At 43.6% G+C, this 20,249-nt stretch carries 20 protein-coding genes and 1 pseudogene; 6 read left to right on the top strand and 15 right to left on the bottom strand.

Annotated elements, in window-relative coordinates; translation table 11 throughout:
* Nucleotides 1-169 precede the first annotated feature (169 nt).
* Both MHH56_RS07205 and MHH56_RS07200 read right to left on the bottom strand, forming a co-directional pair.
* A complete protein-coding gene (locus tag MHH56_RS07205) occupies nt 170-1,210 on the bottom strand; it encodes an NAD(P)/FAD-dependent oxidoreductase (RefSeq protein ID WP_339207484.1) in 1,041 nt (346 codons plus the stop codon).
* A 167-nt stretch (nt 1,211-1,377) separates the two neighbouring features.
* The gene (locus MHH56_RS07200; RefSeq protein WP_339207483.1) at nt 1,378-3,327 is read right to left on the bottom strand and encodes an AraC family transcriptional regulator; all 1,950 of its coding nucleotides are present in this window, start codon (nt 3,325-3,327) and stop codon (nt 1,378-1,380) included.
* 282 nt (nt 3,328-3,609) lie between these two features.
* On the opposite strand from MHH56_RS07200, the pseudogene MHH56_RS07195 reads away from it, so the two are divergent.
* Together MHH56_RS07195 and MHH56_RS07190 are read left to right on the top strand one after the other, a co-directional pair.
* Nucleotides 3,610-3,831 (top strand): annotated as a pseudogene (locus MHH56_RS07195) (YiaA/YiaB family inner membrane protein); the annotation flags it as partial.
* Nucleotides 3,832-3,891: 60 nt separating this feature from the next.
* Nucleotides 3,892-4,089, top strand: coding sequence for a YiaA/YiaB family inner membrane protein (locus tag MHH56_RS07190; protein ID WP_256711064.1), 198 nt, complete (start codon nt 3,892-3,894; stop codon nt 4,087-4,089).
* 66 nt (nt 4,090-4,155) lie between these two features.
* Here the strand turns inward: MHH56_RS07190 and MHH56_RS07185 are convergent, their stop codons facing one another.
* From MHH56_RS07185 to MHH56_RS07150, 8 genes are all read right to left on the bottom strand, one after another.
* A complete protein-coding gene (locus tag MHH56_RS07185) occupies nt 4,156-5,613 on the bottom strand; it encodes an extracellular solute-binding protein (RefSeq protein WP_339207482.1) in 1,458 nt (485 codons plus the stop codon).
* A 111-nt stretch (nt 5,614-5,724) separates the two neighbouring features.
* On the bottom strand, nt 5,725-6,597 hold the full coding sequence (locus tag MHH56_RS07180; RefSeq protein WP_076271011.1) for a carbohydrate ABC transporter permease: 873 nt from the start codon (nt 6,595-6,597) through the stop codon (nt 5,725-5,727).
* Nucleotides 6,597-7,517, bottom strand: a complete 921-nt coding sequence (locus MHH56_RS07175; protein WP_339207481.1) for a sugar ABC transporter permease — start codon at nt 7,515-7,517, stop codon at nt 6,597-6,599. Before MHH56_RS07175 ends, MHH56_RS07180 begins: the two co-directional genes overlap by 1 nt.
* 106 nt (nt 7,518-7,623) lie before the next feature.
* Entirely contained in the window at nt 7,624-8,961 is a 1,338-nt protein-coding gene (locus tag MHH56_RS07170) for a response regulator (protein WP_339207480.1), read from the bottom strand.
* Between the two features lie 30 nt (nt 8,962-8,991).
* On the bottom strand, nt 8,992-10,794 hold the full coding sequence (locus MHH56_RS07165) for a histidine kinase (protein ID WP_339207479.1): 1,803 nt from the start codon (nt 10,792-10,794) through the stop codon (nt 8,992-8,994).
* Nucleotides 10,795-10,969: 175 nt separating this feature from the next.
* The gene (locus MHH56_RS07160) at nt 10,970-11,986 is read right to left on the bottom strand and encodes an HD-GYP domain-containing protein (protein ID WP_076271007.1); all 1,017 of its coding nucleotides are present in this window, start codon (nt 11,984-11,986) and stop codon (nt 10,970-10,972) included.
* 227 nt (nt 11,987-12,213) lie between these two features.
* Nucleotides 12,214-14,130, bottom strand: a complete 1,917-nt coding sequence (locus tag MHH56_RS07155) for an ABC-F family ATP-binding cassette domain-containing protein (RefSeq protein WP_339207478.1) — start codon at nt 14,128-14,130, stop codon at nt 12,214-12,216.
* Between the two features lie 106 nt (nt 14,131-14,236).
* The gene (locus MHH56_RS07150) at nt 14,237-14,380 is read right to left on the bottom strand and encodes a hypothetical protein (protein WP_179089924.1); all 144 of its coding nucleotides are present in this window, start codon (nt 14,378-14,380) and stop codon (nt 14,237-14,239) included.
* Nucleotides 14,381-14,518: 138 nt separating this feature from the next.
* Here MHH56_RS07150 and MHH56_RS07145 point away from each other — a divergent pair, with 138 nt between their 5' ends.
* Together MHH56_RS07145 and MHH56_RS07140 are read left to right on the top strand one after the other, a co-directional pair.
* The gene (locus tag MHH56_RS07145) at nt 14,519-14,938 is read left to right on the top strand and encodes an NUDIX hydrolase (RefSeq protein WP_339207477.1); all 420 of its coding nucleotides are present in this window, start codon (nt 14,519-14,521) and stop codon (nt 14,936-14,938) included.
* Nucleotides 14,939-14,978: 40 nt separating this feature from the next.
* The gene (locus MHH56_RS07140; RefSeq protein WP_339207476.1) at nt 14,979-15,137 is read left to right on the top strand and encodes a hypothetical protein; all 159 of its coding nucleotides are present in this window, start codon (nt 14,979-14,981) and stop codon (nt 15,135-15,137) included.
* Nucleotides 15,138-15,160: 23 nt separating this feature from the next.
* Here MHH56_RS07140 and MHH56_RS07135 read toward each other — a convergent pair whose 3' ends face one another.
* Nucleotides 15,161-15,631 (bottom strand): GNAT family N-acetyltransferase, encoded by a 471-nt coding sequence (locus MHH56_RS07135; RefSeq protein WP_339207475.1) that lies wholly within the window; start codon nt 15,629-15,631, stop codon nt 15,161-15,163.
* A gap of 112 nt (nt 15,632-15,743) precedes the next feature.
* Between MHH56_RS07135 and MHH56_RS07130 the strand changes: the two genes are divergently transcribed.
* Nucleotides 15,744-16,280, top strand: a complete 537-nt coding sequence (locus MHH56_RS07130; protein ID WP_076271003.1) for a superoxide dismutase family protein — start codon at nt 15,744-15,746, stop codon at nt 16,278-16,280.
* A gap of 69 nt (nt 16,281-16,349) precedes the next feature.
* On the opposite strand, the gene MHH56_RS07125 is transcribed toward MHH56_RS07130, so the two are convergent.
* Nucleotides 16,350-17,174 carry an RNA methyltransferase gene (locus MHH56_RS07125; RefSeq protein ID WP_339207474.1) on the bottom strand — a complete coding sequence of 275 codons (825 nt, stop codon included), beginning with the start codon at nt 17,172-17,174 and terminating at the stop codon, nt 16,350-16,352.
* A gap of 8 nt (nt 17,175-17,182) precedes the next feature.
* The gene (locus tag MHH56_RS07120) at nt 17,183-17,905 is read right to left on the bottom strand and encodes a TrkA family potassium uptake protein (RefSeq protein WP_076271060.1); all 723 of its coding nucleotides are present in this window, start codon (nt 17,903-17,905) and stop codon (nt 17,183-17,185) included.
* A 79-nt stretch (nt 17,906-17,984) separates the two neighbouring features.
* Between MHH56_RS07120 and sspI the strand changes: the two genes are divergently transcribed.
* The gene (sspI, locus tag MHH56_RS07115; RefSeq protein WP_144376885.1) at nt 17,985-18,218 is read left to right on the top strand and encodes a small acid-soluble spore protein SspI; all 234 of its coding nucleotides are present in this window, start codon (nt 17,985-17,987) and stop codon (nt 18,216-18,218) included.
* Here sspI and MHH56_RS07110 read toward each other — a convergent pair.
* Both MHH56_RS07110 and MHH56_RS07105 read right to left on the bottom strand, forming a co-directional pair.
* On the bottom strand, nt 18,212-19,417 hold the full coding sequence (locus tag MHH56_RS07110) for an alpha-D-ribose 1-methylphosphonate 5-triphosphate diphosphatase (protein ID WP_339207473.1): 1,206 nt from the start codon (nt 19,415-19,417) through the stop codon (nt 18,212-18,214). The two genes, sspI and MHH56_RS07110, sit on opposite strands and share 7 nt — an antisense overlap.
* A 233-nt stretch (nt 19,418-19,650) precedes the next feature.
* Nucleotides 19,651-20,208, bottom strand: coding sequence for a GbsR/MarR family transcriptional regulator (locus MHH56_RS07105; RefSeq protein WP_339207472.1), 558 nt, complete (start codon nt 20,206-20,208; stop codon nt 19,651-19,653).
* Nucleotides 20,209-20,249: the final 41 nt, after the last annotated feature.

The following is a 20,249-nucleotide window of genomic DNA, read 5'->3' as shown; positions in this document are numbered from 1 at the left end:
ATAATTTGGAATCGCTTACATATCGATGTGCATTTCTAGAAATAATAGGTGTTATATTACGAAGTGTAGAGGCATGCAAAAACCCCCTGTCTTAGACAGAGGGTTTCTATACTTATATGGGTAATCTGCTGATTGCTGTGAAGCACTCGCCTTCTAATCGAATGGTATACTATTCTTCTTCTACTACGCCAAGCTCCCGATTTTTCTCCTTAAAACGCTCGTTATGAGAAGAAACATAAGCCATCTCTGGAGCTTCCGGATCCATATACAGCTTCGCGCTGTTGAGTGCCAAGACGCCGTCCGTGAACGTTCCTGCAATAAGTCCAACCTTGCTGCCAAAGCTAGCGAAATCGCCTGCGCCGAAGATGCCCGGAATATTAGTAGCCATCCGCTCCCCAACGTTTGCATTCCATACTCCCATATCAAGACCCCAATCACGGATAGGCCCAAAATCACTCTTCATTCCATGATTGACGATGACAGCATCGACTTCAATCTGCTTCCTTTCCTCCGTTTCCATATGTGCAATCGTTACCTTCTCGATACTTTCCCCATTACTGCTATGAAGCGCAAGCACTTGATAAGGCGTAAGAACATTTACTGAGGATTGTTTCATCCTGGAAACATTTCTTTCATGCCCGCCGAAGCTGTCGCGGCGATGCACGACCGTTACGCTGGCTGCAATGGATTCCAGCTCATTAGCCCAGTCTACTGCGGAATCGCCGCCGCCGGAAATGAGCACTCGCTTATCGCGGAATTTTTCCAGCTCCTGTACGGTATAGTACAAGTTCGTTACCTCATAGCGGTCAGCCCCTTCAATCTCCAGCTTCGCTAATTTTTTTATTCCGTAACCGATTGCCATAATGACCGTTCTTGTATGATGCTTCTCGCCGGTTAATGAAGTCAGCATAAATGTTCCATCAGCCAATCGTTCATAGTCCGTAATTTGCTGTCCGAGCACGATCGTCGGATCAAAGGTTTTGGCTTGTTGGATCAATTGCGCAATTAATTGTTCGCAGCGAATCGGTGTTACCCCGCCTACATCCCAAATAATTTTCTCAGGATAAGTGAGCATTCGCCCGCCGAGTTGATCCTGCGCTTCAATTAATTTCGTTTTTAAATCGCGCATGCCGCTATAGAAAGTGGTATATAACCCACCTGGGCCACCACCAATTATCGTTACATCATAGAGTTCCAATTGTTCGTTCATCGTTTGCCTCCAAACGTCAGTCATGATCAATTTATTTTTGATATTGATTATCACTATCACTTATTAAAGTTTAGGATACCATCCACATTGTGACAATGGACAAAAGTCACCATTTTTTTGTACAAAACTGACTTTTGTTATCTCTATCAATGCTTTCAACGATTCGTTTATTTCGCACCTGCGAGCCAATTAGCTAGTTCCTCTGTCTGTGATAGCGTAGCAATCGGATCAAAATACCATGAGCGTTCCTTACTCCAAATATAGACACGATCATTTTTAACTGCATCAATCAGCTTCCAGATCGGCTCGGTTTTCAAATCTGCTAGCGTTAGCGTATCAGACGTTAATATAATATAATCCCCTGCAAAGTCAGACAGCTTCTCTCCAGAAACCTCAACAATTTGCTCCTTCATCAGCTGCTCCGCTACTTTAGCTGGCGGCTTAAGTCCAAGTGCTTGATAGACTGCTTGTCCGCCCCTGCCGAAATTATCGCCGAATACGCCCGTATTCCCTCCCCAATCCTGCATGACTGAAAACACAGCATCGCTTGGAATAATACTTTCAACCTTTGCTTTGGCTGCTGCAATACGCTGGTCGTAATCAGCTAACCATGCTTCCGCTTCTGCCTCTTTCCCTAACAATTTGCCGAAATAGGTCAATTCTTCATGCGTATTTTTTAGTTCGCCATAAGGAACAACGATCGTCGGAGCAATTTTGCTATACTGCTCATAAGCTGCTTCATTTCCTGTAACGATCATATCCGGCTGCAAATCTATTATTTTCTCTAGCGATACACTCTCGTATTCTCCAATATTCTCCACACCTGCAAGCGCCTCTGAAAAATACGGATTTTTCAAATTCAATTCTGGCGTTCCGATTGGTTTAACATTTAGTGCAATAAAGCTGCCCAAGTACAGATCAACAACGATCCGTTCGGGATGCGAAGGAATTTCGATATCACCTTTTATCGTTGTGATTACTCTAGTCTGAGCTTCCGTTTGCGGCTTATTGGAAGGAGCTGCTTCCCCCTTCGTCGTTAATTTTGATTCCACGGTTGCCGTATTTGTATTTAACGTCCCCGTAGAACATGCACTCATAAATAAAGCAAAACAAAACAACAGGGTTGCTGCCATTGATAATTTCAATCCTTTGTACATGGGCAATTGATTCTCTCCTTTGTATTGATAATGATTATCATAACGATACACATTGTAACGCCGGAGCCTCCCTGGAACAATGGACGATCGGCTCGATCTATATAGACGATCTGCGCCGCTTCTAGTATTTTTCAAACTGTCCTTAAACCTACCTGGAGAAACGCCAGCAACCTTTTTGAATATCCGTGTAAAATATAAGCGATCGGAATAACCAACGCTTTCCGCAATTTCCTGAATGGTCGCGCTCGTATTTTTCATTAGCTCCTTCGCATGATCAATTCTCACCTGAATGACATAATCAATGAGACTATGCCCTGTTTCCTTTTTAAACACCTTGGACAAGTTTTTGGCGCTATAGCTTAAGGCCTGCGCCAACTGCTCAAGCGTAATCGGCTCCATATAATGATCATGAATATAACGAAGCGCTTGTGCTGCTAGGTCGGGCTTCGATAGAGATACATCTTGCTTTTGCAGCTGAATGAATACCTCATAAACAAATTGATGAAATAACGTATTGACATGAAACCTCTCCAAAGAATGCGATATTTGCCACTCTTGTGCCATTACGTTAACCATTCGAAACAGTGGGATCGGGTATTGCGGGGCGAAGCCATATTGCATATGGAACGGGTTGTTATTTTCAATAAGTGATAAAATCTCTTGCCTGCAAGGATGCGGAATAAGTGCTTTATAGAAGATTAAGTAATAATCAAAATTCTCCTCCAGCCTGTCTATATCCAAGCACATTCCTTTGCCCCCATGCAGTACATGAAATCGCTCCGCCTTATATAGATGACCGTCCAAACATACATTTGCGCTGCCAATAGTCGTATATAAGAATCCGCTTGCTGGAAGACGGTAGGATTGCAGCCTATCGCCAAGTTTCATCCTATGGTGACGAACATCCAACACCTTAATTGAGGCGTGGTTCCAAAGCCTAATAAGATCATTCCACTCCACTTTCCGAGTTCAGCTCCTCTAGCGTTTACTTTGTGCTGCTCACAGATCGACCGAAGAAAAGCCGACTACTTGATCATGATGGTTCAGCCTTTTATGTATGGTTCCTTGCAGAGCATATTAACAAGCATTCTAATGATAACCATTCTCATTGTCAATTCCTTTCTTACTAGTACCTGGTACTACAATAAGTTGGTACTTTTACGTTTTGGAATATGATGTAAACTAAAGACATGAACAACAAATCGACTCGGGAGGCTTTCTCAAATGGAAAAAATGGAAACGATGCAAGTACGCAAACCAGCAAATTTTTATCGCCGCCGCAATACCCCAACATATACCTTCATGGCTTGGGCAGCTTTTCTTATAGCATGTGGCTTCGAATTCATCGGTATTTACACGCTTAAACAGCCAATGTCTGTGCAAGGGTATTACGCTGTAACCGGCATACTTTTAATTATCACTTCATTTCTTCTGCAGAAGGTTGCGCGCGACAATGACGAGGATAAGTTTCTCAAAGACTACAACCCGGGCTACAGAAGCCGCAATACACCCGCTTTTTCGTTCATGGCTTGGGCTGGCTTTATCATTGCTATTCTCGCTCAATATATAGGTATTTACACGCTAGAGGAGCCGCTTTATGTCAAAGGCTACTACGCGATTGCCGGTGCTTTCTTAATCGTTTCTTGCCTCGTTTTGCAAAAGACCATTCGAGATAATGAAGAAGACAGCGTGCATACAAAAACAGAAGATTTAGAAAGCTAGAAAATAATAAAAAGCCTCCCCTTTAAAGATGAATTGGGGAGGCTTTCTTTCGATCAATCCGTTTAGCTATTCGACTTTAATAGAATCAAAAAACTTCTCTTGCACGACCTTGGCAGACTTGTCGAGCAAGCCTTGAAGATCTGAACCTTTTTTGGAGAAAACCTCTTGCAGCACATTCGTTACTTCGCCGTAGTAATCCTGCGTGTTGTATTGCGCTTCAGGTTTGCCGTCAAGCAAAGAATCGGATTCAGCGTTATATTTGTAGACGTTATCGTATTTATCAAATATAGCCTGTGCTTTTTGACCGTATTCCGATGAAGGGCTGTAGTAGTTCATTTGCGGCGGAATATAGTATTTGCCTTCTGTTTGGCGTTTTTGGATATCGGTTTCAAGAGACTCTAGACCTTTATCGGTAAAGTAATCGAATGTAATATAGCGGAAAGCAATTTCTTGTTCGTCCTTCGTTGCATTTGGATTGATCACGAGGTAATCGCCGCCAAGCACGCCTGTATGCTTGCCGCCTTTCTCTGCTGCCGGCATCGGGAATGTCAGTACATCCTCTGGCTTCAAGCCGCCTTGGTTGAGTGCTTGCTCAAGTACACCCTCAGCTCCCGCTATAACCATAGCCGTACGGCTTTGTCCGAAAGCGCCGACAGCATCGCCCCATCCAAGTGCCCAGTCCTGCGGAATTGCATTTGCTTCCCATCTAAGCTTGTTGTAAAACTCTAGCGCCTTCAAGCCTGCCGCAGAATTAAAGGCGGCTGTTACTTTGCCGTCAGCGATCGTCTGAACATCGCCGCCTGCCTCAAACAAGAAGTTGGTCCAGTTCCAGCCTGCTTCTGTACCTTTGCCCATCGGTGCAATACCCGCAATGCCTTTCTTCGGATCAGCTACTGCTTTCGCAGTGTTGTACATATCGTCCCATGTCCAGTCATACGATGGAATCGGTACACCTTTCTCGTCAAGCAGCTTCTTGTTTACAACCGTAGTTGTAACATAGGCTTTCTGGGATACCCCGAACACCTTGCCGTCAATGATAAATTGGCTTTGCAGCACAGGGTTGATTTGATCCTTGAATGGATAACTGTCCCACAGCTCCGTAATGTCGGCTACCCAGCCGCGCTCCTGCAAAAACTTAGCTTCTGTTGCCCAAGTGTTGAAAAATGTCGGCGCTTCGTTTGCTGCCATTTTGATGCCGATTTCGCTTGGGTTGTAGTGCCAGTCGCTTTTTACGATTTCCACGTTAGGATAAACCTCGTTAAAACGTTTGATTTTGTCATCTTCCAGCTTGCGGTTCTCAACCTGATCTGGCAATGGATAATAAATGCTGATCGTAATTTTCTTGTCTTTAATATCTTCCTTCGGAGGATCTGTTTCCTTGCTGCCTGCATTGTTTGTCGCTGCATTCGTTGGTTTATCGGTTTCTTTTGGATCGTTGGTCTCCTTGCTGCCACCGCTGCAAGCCGCAAGAATTGAGCATATCATGACCAAACAAATCAACACTGCCACGTTTTTCTTTAGCATCGATATTCCCCTTCACCATTCGTATTTTCACTACATCCTCATCATAAAGGAGACGTTTTCATTTGGGCGAGGTGTATTCTTATTCCGATCATGTGTATGTCTACGAACTGCTTATCCCTTAACCCCGCCAAGATGAAGTCCGCGCATAATGAACTTTTGGAACGCCAGAAACACGAGAATCGGCGGCAGCATCACCATCGTAAGGATCGCGAAACGAATGTTCAGATTGAGCCTTTGCGCACTGATGACGTATTTATATACGGCTGTCGCAAGCGGATATTTCTTATCGCTGTGCATCACAAGCGAAGGCCAGAACCAATCGTTCCATGCCGTTGAGAAAACAAATATTGCGAGCGTGGAGAAAATAGGAATGGAAAGCGGAATCGCGATAAGGCTGAAGCATTTCCAGTCTGACGCACCGTCGATTCGAGCCGCTTCAATCATTTCATGATGGATACCATCGAAGAAATTTTTAAGCAGCAGCAGATAGAATGCACTCGCACTGGCTGGCAGCCAGAAAGCCGCATACGTATTAAGCAAACCAAGATCCTTCAGATTAAGAAAGTTCGGAATGATATAAGTGCTCGGCGGTATGAAAAGTGTAATCATGAAAAAAAAGTAGATTCCCTTCTGATACGGAACATTAAGTTTGGAGAGGCTAAAGGCTGCTAAACCGAGCACGACGATGGTCATAATCATATTGCCGCCAAAAATCATAAGCGTGTTTTTCAAAAACTGCGGCAGATTAATAAAATTCCAGCCTGTTCGATAGTTGTCGAAATGCCACTCCGATGGCAAAAAGTGCGGCGGAAACGAGTTCACTTCGGTGTTTGCTTTCAAACCGTTAAACAATGCAGTAGCAATGGGATAAAGCATCGAGGCAACCATTGCAATTATGACAAGGATAATAAGCAGAAACCCTACCTTGTTTTTATTTCTGCGCAAATCGTGACTGGATAATATCCCTCTGTCTAAGCTCTTCATCACTTGCCCGCCCCCCTGTTGTTCAGCCTGAATTGTAAAAGTGCCAAACCGCCAAGGACGACGAACATAAGTACACCCAGTGCAGAAGCTACCCCGTAATCAAGCTTCGTAAATGCATATTTGACGATAAACAGCGAGTAAGTGAGCGTTGCTTTGTTCGGACCGCCGTCAAGCAAGGCCAGCTGAGATTGGAAACCTTGCGTCGTTGCAATCAACTGCAAGAGGAACAGAAGCAGAATCAAGCCGCGAATCGACGGAAGCGTAATATGCCAGATACGGCGGAATATGCCTGCGCCATCAATTTCTGCTGCCTCATACCAGTCCCGCGGGATACTAAGAACAGCAGCCAAATAAATGAGCATGCCTGAACCGAACTGCTGCCATGTTTCCATGACGACAAGCGAAATCATCGACCAGCTTTTATTCGTTAGGAAGGCTATTTGGTCTAGCCCCGCTTCCGTCAGCAATCCGTTAATCGGACCTACCGGATCATAGAACCATCTCCATAAGCCGTATAACACAACAGCAGGCACGACGTTCGGCAAATATGCCGCCACGCGAACGAAGCCTTGAAAGCGACGCAGCTCTGATATCGCGATTGCAAACAGAATAGGAACCCAAAAGCCGATAACCATACATAAAAACATGTAGTACAGCGTATTTTTCACACCAATCCATACATCAGGATCGTTAAAAATCGTCTTGTAGTTATCAAACCCCACGAACGTATTGCCCTTTACAAAATCGATCGTATAGAAGCTGTAAATAATACCTTTCGTTATCGGCACCCACAAAAATAAAATAAAAATGATAGCTGCGGGCAGCAGAAACAAATAGCCCGAAATATGTCTTTTCCACCTGCCAGCCTTTCTCTGCACCTTGCTATCGAGCGGCTCGCCTACTACAACGGATTGTTCCATCTGAGTTTCCCTCATTTCTTTTCTATTGCTCTATACCATTCTAGAAGCAAGGCGGCTAACTGGTAATGTGCAAATCTAAGACAATGATAGCTATTTTTACTTCATCTTATTTCTTGTCGTCCTTCTTAAGCTCGCTTGGGCTCATCCCATAATATTTTTTAAATATTTTGCTAAAATGCTCAGGAGATTCGTAGCCGACGCGCTCCGAAATCTCGTATCTTCGCAAATCGGTAAACAAAATAAGCTTTCGACTCTCCTCCATTCGAAGCTTTATTACGTACTCCCATAAGTTATAGCCCGTATCCTTCTTGAACAAATAGCTTAAGTAATTCGGGCTGACATGATTTTTTTGGGCGACCTCATGCAGCGTCAGTCCCTTTTGAGCAAAGTTGCGATCGATATATGCCTTCGACTTCTCTACAATGAGGCTATTCTGTTCGCTTAGCTCTTCGGCAGTAGGGTCCTGCGTATAGGTGCTCCAATTAAAATCACCGTAATAAAACACATAATGATCACGGTGCTCATGGTTCCACAAGATCGCTTTGCGCGCTTGTTCGCTGAGCATGCCCACGAAACCAATGCCCCGCACAATTTGACTAATGCCTATGACACAGTGCAGCCCGATAAATTTATGAATGTTGTAATGGAGGCTGCGCCCGATCATATCCAATTGATTAATTTTGTTGACACTAGCTTCTCCAAACTCGTTCTCGTCCCATTGAATTAGTACACTAATCTCCTGATTGGGGGAATAGAAGGCCACATGATTCCATTCCTTATCAAGCAGCTCGTTCGCAATGTTCAATGCAGCATATTGCAGCAGCAGTGCATCCCTACTTTGGATCTGCCGATCCTTATCCGATAAATTCAGGCGCAGCTTAATGACCGCATAATAAGGCCCGTTCAGCTTGATTGCGTAGCGCTCATACAGCTTCTTCGCTATTTCCTCGGGTGTCTCCTCGGAGCTTGACAGCAGCTGATTAAACAGCTCCGTTCGCTTCGGGAGCGGCTCCTCCATATGGAAATGCTCTTGCAGCTTGGATAAGAACTGATCCTCCGTTGCCGCAGGCTTATTCATTTTGAGCAGCACATTTCGGACGGAATCCAGAAATTGATCGTTATTAAGCGGTTTAATCATATAGTCCTTTGCACCGAGTCGAATCGCCATTTGAGCATATTGAAACGTTTCATAAGCGGAAATGATGATCGTCTGAACCCAAGGCTTCAGCAGCTTAGCCTGATGCATTAGCTCAATTCCATTCATCGAACCCATTTGAATATCTGTGATCAGCAGGTCAATTTCTTCAATTCTCAAATAATCGAGCGCTTCATATCCGCTGTGTGCCATATAAACATTTGCTAAACTAATGCCGGAAGCAGACAATAAACTGCATAAACCCTCACATATTAAAGGCTCGTCATCTACGATCAATATATTGTACATTTATCTTCCTCCCCGTCTGCATTCCAATGCTCACTTTGTCTCATCATAGCTCGTTGGCAAAATAATCGTCACCGTCGTACCGCCGTTGTCCCCGCGCTTGTAGCTCATTCCATATCCATTGCCAAAATGAAGCTGAATTCGTTGTTGAATGTTACGAATCCCATAACCTAAACTATGATCCGACTTGTCATTGCTTAACAAACGCTCAATTGAGGCATAATCAACTTCCTTATGTCCGTTGTCCTCCACCTTGATCGTAACCCGCTCGCCCTCAACTACGGCCGAAATTTGGATTTCGCCATCCTCGCCCATAAATTTAACGCCATGGATAATCGCATTTTCGATAAGCGGCTGCAGCGATATTTTCGGAATCATAATCATTCTTGCTGCATCGGAAATGTTCCAATGCACTTGAAACTCATATTTGTACCGCTTCTGCTGCAAGCTGACATAAGCGGATGCATGCTCAAGCTCCTCGTCCAGCGGAATGAGCTCTCTCCCTCTGCTTAGGCCAATTTTCATCAGCTTCGATAAGTCCTTAATCATTTCAGCCGATTCCGTATTGCCTTCAAGCGAGCTCTTCCAGTAAATACTCTCAAGCGTGTTGTACAGTAGATGTGGATTAATTTGCTGGTAAAGCAGCTGAAGCTGCGACTCCTTCTGCTTGATGTCCATATGATATTTATAATGAATAAGCACATTCAGCCTGCGGGCCATGTCATACAAAGCAGCAAAGAGTACGCCGACCTCGTCATTCCGGCCTTTTCCCGGCGTCTCCGGTACTAGCCTGCCTGGCTCATAGGTGCGAACAAATTGCGCCAGCTTCTGAAGCGGCGTCATAAGCGAGCGCCAGAAATAAACAACAACGACGCAGCCGAACAATATATAAGCAATAGAAATGAGCTGAATGACATGCTTGAGCTCGCTTTGCTGCTTTAATAACGAGCTGATCGGAATTTGATAGACAAGTTTATTGTTCAAGTTGCGGTTATAATTGACCACATAGATGTAATCAGAGGTCATGACATCAAAAGTGCCCACCGCTTCCATCCCATCTTTAATCTCTGTTGCAGGCGGCAGTACATACGTCTTCCCCATCAGACTTGAATCAGTCGCTGCGAGCACGCGGTTCGACCAATCCATAAACATGATCTTGCCGTCTGGCAATGAAACGGATTTCAGCGATTCGCTAATTTTCATATCCATCTTTGTTGCGACCAAAACGCCAATGATACCGTTTCCAATAGATACATTGCTAACGGCACGAATATAAGCAAGCGTGCTGATCTGCGACAACCCTACATTTGAATCAATAATTTCCATGTACCCTTTACTCTTATAACTGACCGCATCATCGTACCAGCTTGGCTTCTCTGCATCGGAGAAAAAATAAACCCCGGTTTGTGTCAACTGACGCTTCGGTGCAAAAAAATAGTAATCATTCGGGTCATAAATATACAGCGAATAATATACGGCTTCTCCTCCATTAAGAGGAATCGAATTACTCGCAAGCAGCTTGTCGACCTTATCGTATTTCCGTACTCTCTCAATAACCGTCTCAGCCCCAGTAGGGACAAGCTGCTGCGTAATTGGATTTTGAATAATCGTCGTCGTTATTTTGCTGATCGTATCCATGTCACGATTAATGACGGTATCGTTTTGTTTAATGAGCTCCACATATGCGCTCGTCACATGGTTTTTGAGCAAATGCTCTGCTTTCATATTGCCGTACCAATGCAGTAGAAAAATCGGACTCACCATCACGAGAAACAAAAGTATCAATTGCTGCTTTATGTTCAATTTTGTCAAAGGATTGCTAAGACCCGATCGCATGCAGGCACCTCCGGTTAATAATTGTACTATAGCAAAAAAAACAGCCAAACAGAGTGGCTAGATCTACCCTTTTCAAAAAGGGCAATGGAGCAAAATCGTAGAAATACACATACTTCATACAAAAAAATGCTGCTAGTCAACAGATGTTGGTTAGCAACACTTAGGATGGTATATTTTAAGCGATAATAGATTTGATATGTATATTTCTCTCCTGGCTTAAATCCAAGAAATAATCTGCCAGCTTGATAAGAGGCGTCTCAATATTGTGCGGATTGATGTACACGACCTCGCCTTCTCGGCCATCCGTCAGAAGCACTTGTTTGCCGACTAATCGCTTCATCAGGTTTTCAATAAATACCGAGATAATTTGCGGGTTAAGAACGCCAAACTTCCCATCTGTCATCTGATTAACAATTTCATGAAAGGATAATGGCTCGTGATAAGGACGCTTGGAGGACATCGCATGAAAAATATCCGCAACTGCTACGATAGAGCTGAATAAATCGATATTTTCCTTTTTCAGTCCGAGTGGATAGCCGTTCCCGTCCTCGCGTTCATGATGCTGAAGCGCAACACGAGCGATTCGGAGGCTTAAGCCCGTCGTACCCTTGAGCAGCTCATAACCGTAAATGGTGTGCTTCTTAATTAATTGGAATTCAACCTCATTCAGCTTGCCCGGCTTGTTTAAAACCTCTAGCGGAAGCTTTACTTTGCCAACATCATGCAGGGTAGCAGCAAGCGACAAAATCGAAAGCTCTGAATTGTCCAGATTCATCCATCTTCCGATAAGCGTCGATATGACGCCCACTCCTACGTTATGCTCATATACATAATCATCCTTGGCTTTCACCGCTTCGAATAATTCGAAAATATCCTGATTTTTGGATAGCTGCAAAATAGCTGGCAGCACCTCATTGCGAATCTCCATTAACGGGACCTTACGTGATACTAATATCGATTCAAAGAGCTCTTTTGAGATATTCACCGTTTGCTGAACAAGCTCACCAATTTGAATGCTTGATTGCTGAATCGGCTTATCCTCATAAGCAAGGGCAATCGATGATAAATCTATCCGATGGTTTATTAATATTTGTATTGATTCACGAGTCAGAACAGAGTCAGCAGGTACAATCGTAACGCCATAAGCGTTCAAAATATCATATTTCATTTTTTTCCCGATCAACTGTTCCATGACTTCACTCCCTCGGACTTGACGTTTCCAACTTTTAGTTTACCATATCTTATTTAGGAAGGGTCTATTAAAATTAGAAAGATGAGAATATATAGAAAAAGCCAACGGATTAGGAAGACTAATCCGTTGGCTTTTTCAGAATCAAGTCCTGTACAGCTATCTTAAAATCCAGCATAAAACATTAAATATTGATCTGTATTCGCTTTAGTTGAGCAGCATTTTATGAATTATAGTTCCAACCATACTTCCATTAGCTGATCCAGCTGCTTTTGCCGTTCCTCCTGCATATTCCAAATGGATTCAAGCGCAGCTGGATCACCCATTGTCGCGATTTGCTCCATTTCCATATTGCCCTCTAGCAGACTTGCTTCAAGCCTCGCAATCTCTTGTTCCAGCTGCTCCTTCGTACGCTCCACTCTTCCACCATGTTTCGGCTTTGAATAGTTAGCTAATTGCTTCGGATCTCGCACAACATGCTCCGTTTTAATGGTAACAATGTTCTCGTTCGTTTTATAAGGCTTCCGCTTTGACTTAAAGTCATCGTAATTGCCCAAGTAAGTGTGAATGGCTCCCTCATTAAGCTCCCAAACTCGTTTAGCCAGCCGATTGATAAAATACCGATCATGCGAGATCGCCAGCACCGTTCCATCATAGTTTTCCAAAGCTTCCTCCAGCGCCTCGCGGGAGCTGACATCAAGATGATTCGTTGGCTCATCCAACAGCAATAAATTCGGTTTTTTGCGAATAAGCAGCGCGAGGCGAAGGCGTGACCATTCCCCGCCTGACAGCAAATGAAGTGGTTTAAATACATCCGTTCCGTAAAACAAATAGCTAGCCAGTATATTCCTTGCCTCGCCTTCTTCTAAACCGCCCTCCGTTTTAAAAAATTCAAGTACGCTGAGCTGCTTATCGTCAACCTTCTCTTCTTGAGCCAAATAGCCGATATGAAGACGGGCTCCTAAGACTAGCTGTCCATCATCTGGTTGAAGCTCGCCAAGCAGCATCTTAAACAGCGTCGTTTTGCCTGACCCATTGTCCCCGACCAGCACAACCTTCTCACCATAGAACAAGCTGCCCTCAGCTTTTTCCAAAATAACCCGATCACCGAATTGTTTAGTTACATTCTCAAAGGTAATGGCCTTACGTCCAGAGCGATCAAGCGCTGTAAGCTCGAAATCAGCGGTCTTCGGATCAAGAACCGGTCGTTTAATCATTTCCAGCTTTTCCAAAGCTTTGCGCATGGAAGCGGCGCGTTTAAAAAACTTCTCATTGTCGCCGATACGCCCCCATTCCTCCAAGCGCTTAATCGTTTCCTTCATCTTCTTTATCTGCTTCTGCTGCTCTTGAAAATTCGCAAACTGCAGCAAGAGAAGCTCCTCTTTCTCCTTCACATATCCGCTATAGTTTGTAAGAAAGGTTTGTGCTGTACCGTCCTCAAGCTCGATTATTTTGGAGCACACCTCATCAAGAAAATAACGATCATGCGATACGATGACACATGCGCCATCATATTGCTGAATAAATTGCTCCAGCCACTCCATCCCCCGCAAATCCAGATGGTTCGTAGGTTCATCAAGCAGCAGCAAAGCCGGTCGGACAATCAGCTGGGATGCAAGTGCAATCCGCGTTTTCTCACCGCCGGACAGGCTGCCAAAGCTTCGTGAATAAACAGCTCGGTCGATACGCAAGCCCGTTGCGACCTGCTCAATTGCCGTATCCATCTCATAACCGCCGCTTCTCTCGAACCTTTCCTGAGCCAGCGAGTATGTTTTTAACAAACGCTCCAAAGCAGCTGAATCAGCAAGCATTTGCGGACTCGACATCTCTATTTCCATCTGCGTCATCTGTTGCTTGCACGCCATTAAGTCTTGATAGCCATAAGCCAAAACTTCATAAACGGTCAGCTTATCAAACTCGGCAGGTGTCTGCGGCAAATATCCGATTGCCAGCTCCTTCTGTACTGTAAGCATTCCCTCATCTACCTGATCATGACCTGAAATTAGGCGAAGCAATGTCGATTTTCCGCTTCCGTTGCGGCCAATCAACCCGATCTTCTCGCCTGCTTGTATTTGCAGCGTAAGTCCATCAAATATCAGATTTGCAGCGTGGTATTTCTTTATTTCCTGTATATTAACAATAATCATGTGAAGAGCCTCCTGTTAGATGAAGACCCTGACTCTCAAACACAACAAAAAAAGAGCCGCAGCAACAAGCCTGCGACCCTTCGGATGGTAAAGCTATCCGTAGTGGTTAAAGTAGGCGTCTTCTCGCGAATGGTTTAATCGTATGAGCATAATTGGACAGACCTCTCCCGTTCGCGGAAAATGTATGAACAATGCCAGCCATAGCAATCGGCAGCTGGCTAATACGGTTATTGACCATTTCGTGATTCACCTACTTCACCTCCCTTTCATTCATTCTTTTTAAAATAACATAAGGGCAAGTGTTATTGCAATAGCCAAACCAAATTTTGTATTTACAAGGAGTAAGCGCACATGATGTCGAAGATGACATTGTGAAGGAGGCTTATATATGGATAGATTTACACATCTTGGGGTGTACGGCATCTTGAAGAAAGACGATAAAGTATTGCTCATTAAAAAAGGCAGAGGGCCGCATACAGGGAAGTGGGATTTCCCAGGAGGGTCGATTGAATTTGGAGAGGAGCCTTATCAAACACTCATTAGAGAGTTTAAAGAAGAGACAGGAATTACAGCGTTAACTGGCACCATCAAAACGACAATGTCATATACGCTGATCTGGCCATTTAAAGCGGATAAATTAGAAGAGATGCACCATATCGGCATTATTTATGATGTAAAACTAGTAGATGATACATTTAATTTAAGAACGGATGGCGATGGTCAAGACTCGTTAGGCGCAAAGTGGATTCCTATGTGTGATTTAATAGATATGCCCATAACTCCGTTTGTAAAAAATATATTTGGCTAGCCGGACATTTCTTATTCTTAAACAGAAAGGTGGTATTCAAGTGGAGCTTTATTTTAAAGACAACTTCTTTAATGCTGGTGAAACAACGATTATGGATGCAAATGGAGCCTCTGCTGGAAGTATAGACTATGAGCTTATTGCAGTTGTGATGGGTGTTCATAGCATTCAGAAGGAAGCGACAAACACAGCGGCTACATAGTATTCTTCTTCGTATGAGTATTTTTAAAGCTTTTTGATCATTTTAAAATTGTTTAATTTCACACCTCTCCGTTCCACGACTTGCGACTCAACTTCCCGGTACTCATGACGTTCAAAAAATGGTTTTGCTGTTATGCTCGCATCTGTTTTTATCTCATTTACCCCTAGTCGACCAGCTTCAGCTTCAAGTTTTTTCAATAGGGCTGAAGCTACGCCTCTTCTCTGATAATCCTTATGGACATACATTCGATCCAGTTCCCCTCCATAGGTCATGTCAGCAAATCCTACAATTTGACCGCTGTTCTCAGCGATAAAAGTAATATTTCGAACCATGGATTCCTTCCAAGCTTTGATTTTTTGGTCTGTCTCATCTTGTGGAGCCCAAGCGTTAAGCTGATCTTTTGAATAATGTTGTTTGTTTACTTCATGCACCGTTTCATAGAATAGGGAAACAACCTCACTAATATCCTCTTCAAGGAACCTTCTAATATTCATACTCATTCCTCCAGCTGGATTTTTATGTATAAAAGTAATCGTTTTGCACACTATAAGCATATTGCCGTTTTCTATGCGGTCAAAACAAAAACAAGATGAATGGGAGAATACGATGAGAAAAATATCTATGTTAGTCTGTTTGCTATTCCTGACCCAAACATTTGGAATTGTATTAGCACATCCAAATCCAAATGCTGAACCTGCTGGAGTACTTGTCACTATAATTAACAGCGAAGGCCAACATATTGGATCAGCTCAGCTCACCCAAAAAGCTGACAAAGTATATTTGCACATTGAAGCGGAGAAGCTTGCTCCAGGCAAGCATGGTATTCACTTTCACAGCGTGGGCAAATGCGATACTCCTGATTTCAAAACGGCTGAAGCTCATTTCAATCCAGTGAATAAGCAGCATGGCTTTAACAATCCAAAAGGCTACCATAACGGTGACCTCCCCAATATTACGGTAGATGCCGATGGCAAAGTGAAGGCTGATATCGTAAGCAGCGATGTGACGCTCTTGAAAGGCAAACCAAATTCCTTATTAAAGGACGGCGGCACATCCATTATCATCCATGAAAAAGAAGATGATTATGTTACCGATCCATCCGGAAATTCTGGTAATCGTATCGCTTGCGGAGTTATCCAATAAGCTAGCGTGAAAAACGAGAGGCTGTCACAAGGTAATAACCTTGTAACAGCCTTTTTTTGATTTCGATATTTATTTGTTATAAGCCCGCTGACGCAAGCTTTCATACAGCAAAACCGTTGCTGCCATCGCTACATTTAACGACTCTGCTTGTCCAACCATCGGAATAATGACCGATTCATCCACGAGCGCGCGAACTTCAGGACACAGTCCTTCTGATTCGCTGCCCATCAGCAGCCATGTTGACTGTGTCCAGTCGTAGCCATAGCAGGTATGCTCTGCTTGTAGGCTTGTCCCAATAAGCTTCATGCCTTTTTCTTTCGCTTCGGGCAGAAGTTCTTTTAAATCCGCTTCTATAATAGGCAGATGGAATAAAGAACCCATCGTAGATCTTACGGTTTTCGGATTGTAGAGGTCCACGCAGCCTTTGCCCAAAATAACAGCATCTGCGCCAACCGCATCCGCGCTGCGGATGATCGTTCCCGCATTTCCAGGATCTCGTACGCCGTCAAGCACAACGACAAGCCCGTTTTTGCGATATAATGCCTCTTTATGTACGGACAGCTTTGACAAAATAGCAAATACAGGTGGAGGCGTATCCGTTCCTGTGCATTTTGACATGACCGATCGTGAAGCTTGAACCCACTCTAAACCGAGTGTTGCCTCCGTATCATTCGTTTCTCGCTCCAGCTTAAGCTCTGCGGGAATACCGCGTTCTGCATCATAAACTATCGTCGTAACTTTTGCTGTTCCTCTCAGCGCTTCCAATACGAGATGAACGCCTTCAATTAGGAATTGGCCGCTGCGATCACGGTATTTTTTGTCTAGCAGCGATGCCCACTGCTTGACTCTGTCATTTTGTACAGATGATAGCAAAGAATCAAAATTTTCATTCATAGTTTGATTTAACCTTCCGAATATGCAATTTCTAAATTTGTTAGATCTGAGTTTTTACCTACAATAACAAGAATATCGTCCCTGCCAATTAAATCGTCCGCATATGGAGCGATGTTCATTGTAGAGCCTGTTTTGATAGCCATAACATTACATTTATACTTCGCCCTTATATCGAGCTTCTTCAAGCTTTGTCCAATCATTGGCTCGGGAGCTTTAATTTCAATGATGCTATAATCGTCTGATATCTCGATATAATCGAGAATGTTAGGCGACACAAGATGATGCGCAACGCGCAGGCCCATATCCCGTTCGGGAAAAACGACCTTATCGGCACCAATTTTGCCTACAACTTTACCATGAAGCTCGTTTTGAGCTTTGACGATTAACGTTTTTACGCCTAAATCCTTCAAAATGAGCGTCGTCAAAATGCTGGACTGAATGTCTTGTCCTATCGCAACGACGACAACATCAAAATTCCGAATACCGAGCGCTCGAAGCGCTTCCTCATCCGTTGAATCAGCGGATACTGCATGAGTTACAAAATTAACGACTTCTTGTACTCGCTGTTCGTTCGAGTCAATAGCTAATACCTCAAAGCCCATATCTGTCAAAGCTTTTGCAATGCTGGAGCCAAAACGCCCCATTCCAATTACTGCGTATTGCTTCTTTGCCATCGATACATAATCCTCCTTACGCGGATGATTGCTGCAGTTATTTAGACAGTATACCATAGCTTGCTCATTCGGATGAAAGAAGCATGCACTGGACATAGTAAATAAGTAAATCCCAATGGGCAGGAGGCTGTTTAGTTTGAAAGAAATTGATCTGCGTCAAGCAATCGTTATGCGTGTGCAGGATAACTCTGCGAAAGATCTATCGGAAGTAATTGAAGACTCAATTGGCGCGGATGAGCGTGCTTTGCCGGGGCTAGGCGTACTGTTTGAGATGATCTGGCAGCAATCCACTGAGCTAGAGCAAGAGCGAATGGTTGATTCCTTATATAGGCATCTTCATCATTCTGAGCATGCTAATCCGTCTCAGTAACGCACAGCTGCAGAATAAACAATTTGGCCTCCGATAATGGTAGCTGTTACCCAAGGCAGGCCATCATAACGATCCACAATAATTAAATCCGCTGCTTTGCCAAGCTCTATGGAACCAATGTCACCATCCACGCCCAATGCCTGCGCTGGATGTAATGAGACCATCCGTACCGCTGCTGGCAAAGCGGCAATCCCTTCATCTGCAAGCTTAAACACAGCTGCCAGCATAGAAGATGGATGATAGTCTGAGCATAAAATATGGGCAGCACCAGCAGCAATTGCGTCGACCGCCTTTAAATTGTTGTCATGAGACGCGCCTCTAACAACATTAGGAGCACCTACACAAACATGAAGCCCTCGCTTAGAAGCATATTTTGCCGTAACCATATTAATTGGAAACTCACAGACAGAAACCCCAAAATCAAGCGACTCATCTACCTTCTCCACCGAATCATCGTCATGTGAGGCAACAGCTATGCCAGCTTCAGCTGCAAGTTTGCTCAGATTCTTCAAATGATCACCATTTACCAGTTGCCTTTGCTGAATGAGATTATCAACAATTGCACGTACCTCTACAACGCCTACACCCTGATTCTTCATTACATAACGCTCAAATGAGCCGGGCTCACGATATTGGCCTTGCCCGGGTGAATGATCCATAAACGATAAATAATCAATCGCTTTCTCATTCAAAAACCTTTCAATAATGGGCATACCTGCCAAATGTGATACCTCAAAGCGCAAATGTATACGATTGCGAATCATCGATCGTTTATTGCGGTAGCTGTTAATATGCTCAATCATCCCCGTTAGCAAATGATCTCCTCGTAAACTAAGCCCTACGCCAAGTGATAATGAATGATACATCGTAGTTATGCCATGCACCGGCAGCTTCCGTTCAAACTCTAGCAATGCCATATCCAAAGGAAACAATGTATTGGGACGCGGCTGCACTTCTTTCTCAATCGCATCGCAATGAATGTCAATGAGACCTGGAAGTATGTATTGCTGCTTCGCATCTATGTTTATAGACTGGGGGTGCAGCTTTATCCAATTGCTGATTGCCAATTCATCGTGCAGCACAGCAGTTATTCGCCCATCGATAATAGCAATTGCCCCGTCAGCCATTTGGCCAGGCAAAACGATCTTTCCGTTCGTAATAATCATAGGCTCAGTGCTAGCTCTTAAGCGATTATCCATCGATATATACATCCCCCGCTCTAAAATGATTGTAATGATTTTACCATATTTTACTTAGAAAAACATACCTAGGAGTTAGAACCTTGATATTTGTAAAAAATACATTAATTCCTCTTTTATACAGTTCCAAAGCTTCTATATTATGCTCGAAACAAGCAAAAAAACCGCAAGAATAATTCCTCGCGGCTTTGAAGCATAATAAAGGCAAGAAGCGTTGCCTTTCGTTTCTCATTTTATTCTTCAAGAGGTATTAGCTTGTAAATATCTCCATTTTCAAAAGAATCGATTAAACGATCCAGCCATTTGTAATATTTTAAAGCCTCATCAATCTTTTGTGTATCATTATCAAGCACATCAAGGAAAGCTTGTTCGCTTTCGTATTGAAGCTTTAGAGCATCGATTTCCTTCATTGATCGGTTTAGGGCACTCATATTTTGCTCGACAGCTTTTCTCCATTTAATGGAGAAGTAGTCCGTAAAGTTTTGATGCCAGTTCGGCTCTACTTCATATAAGTCTTTTCTTGAGCCTTTACCCCATACTTTATTTATCATCTTCAGATCATGCAGCGTACGCATGCCAGTACTCATTGATGTCTTGCTCATGCCCATCGTCTGGCTCATCTCATCAAGTGTAACTGGCTCACGATTAAAGTACATATTGCCGTACAAATGACCAATGGATAACGTAATGCCATACAAATCCATGTTTTCACCAATTGATTCAATGACGCGGCGCCTTGCTTTATGCAGCTTGGTTAGCTGCTCATCTGTTAATGCTGCAAGCTCATTCATGTCGTTCCTCCTGAGGAGTGTCTTTCCCCCTATCATTCTTA

It is taken from the genome of Paenibacillus sp. FSL K6-3182, assembly GCF_037976325.1.
Lineage (GTDB): Bacteria > Bacillota > Bacilli > Paenibacillales > Paenibacillaceae > Pristimantibacillus.
Note: the sequence above shows the minus strand (reverse complement) of the source record. Positions and strands in the feature narration are given on the sequence as shown.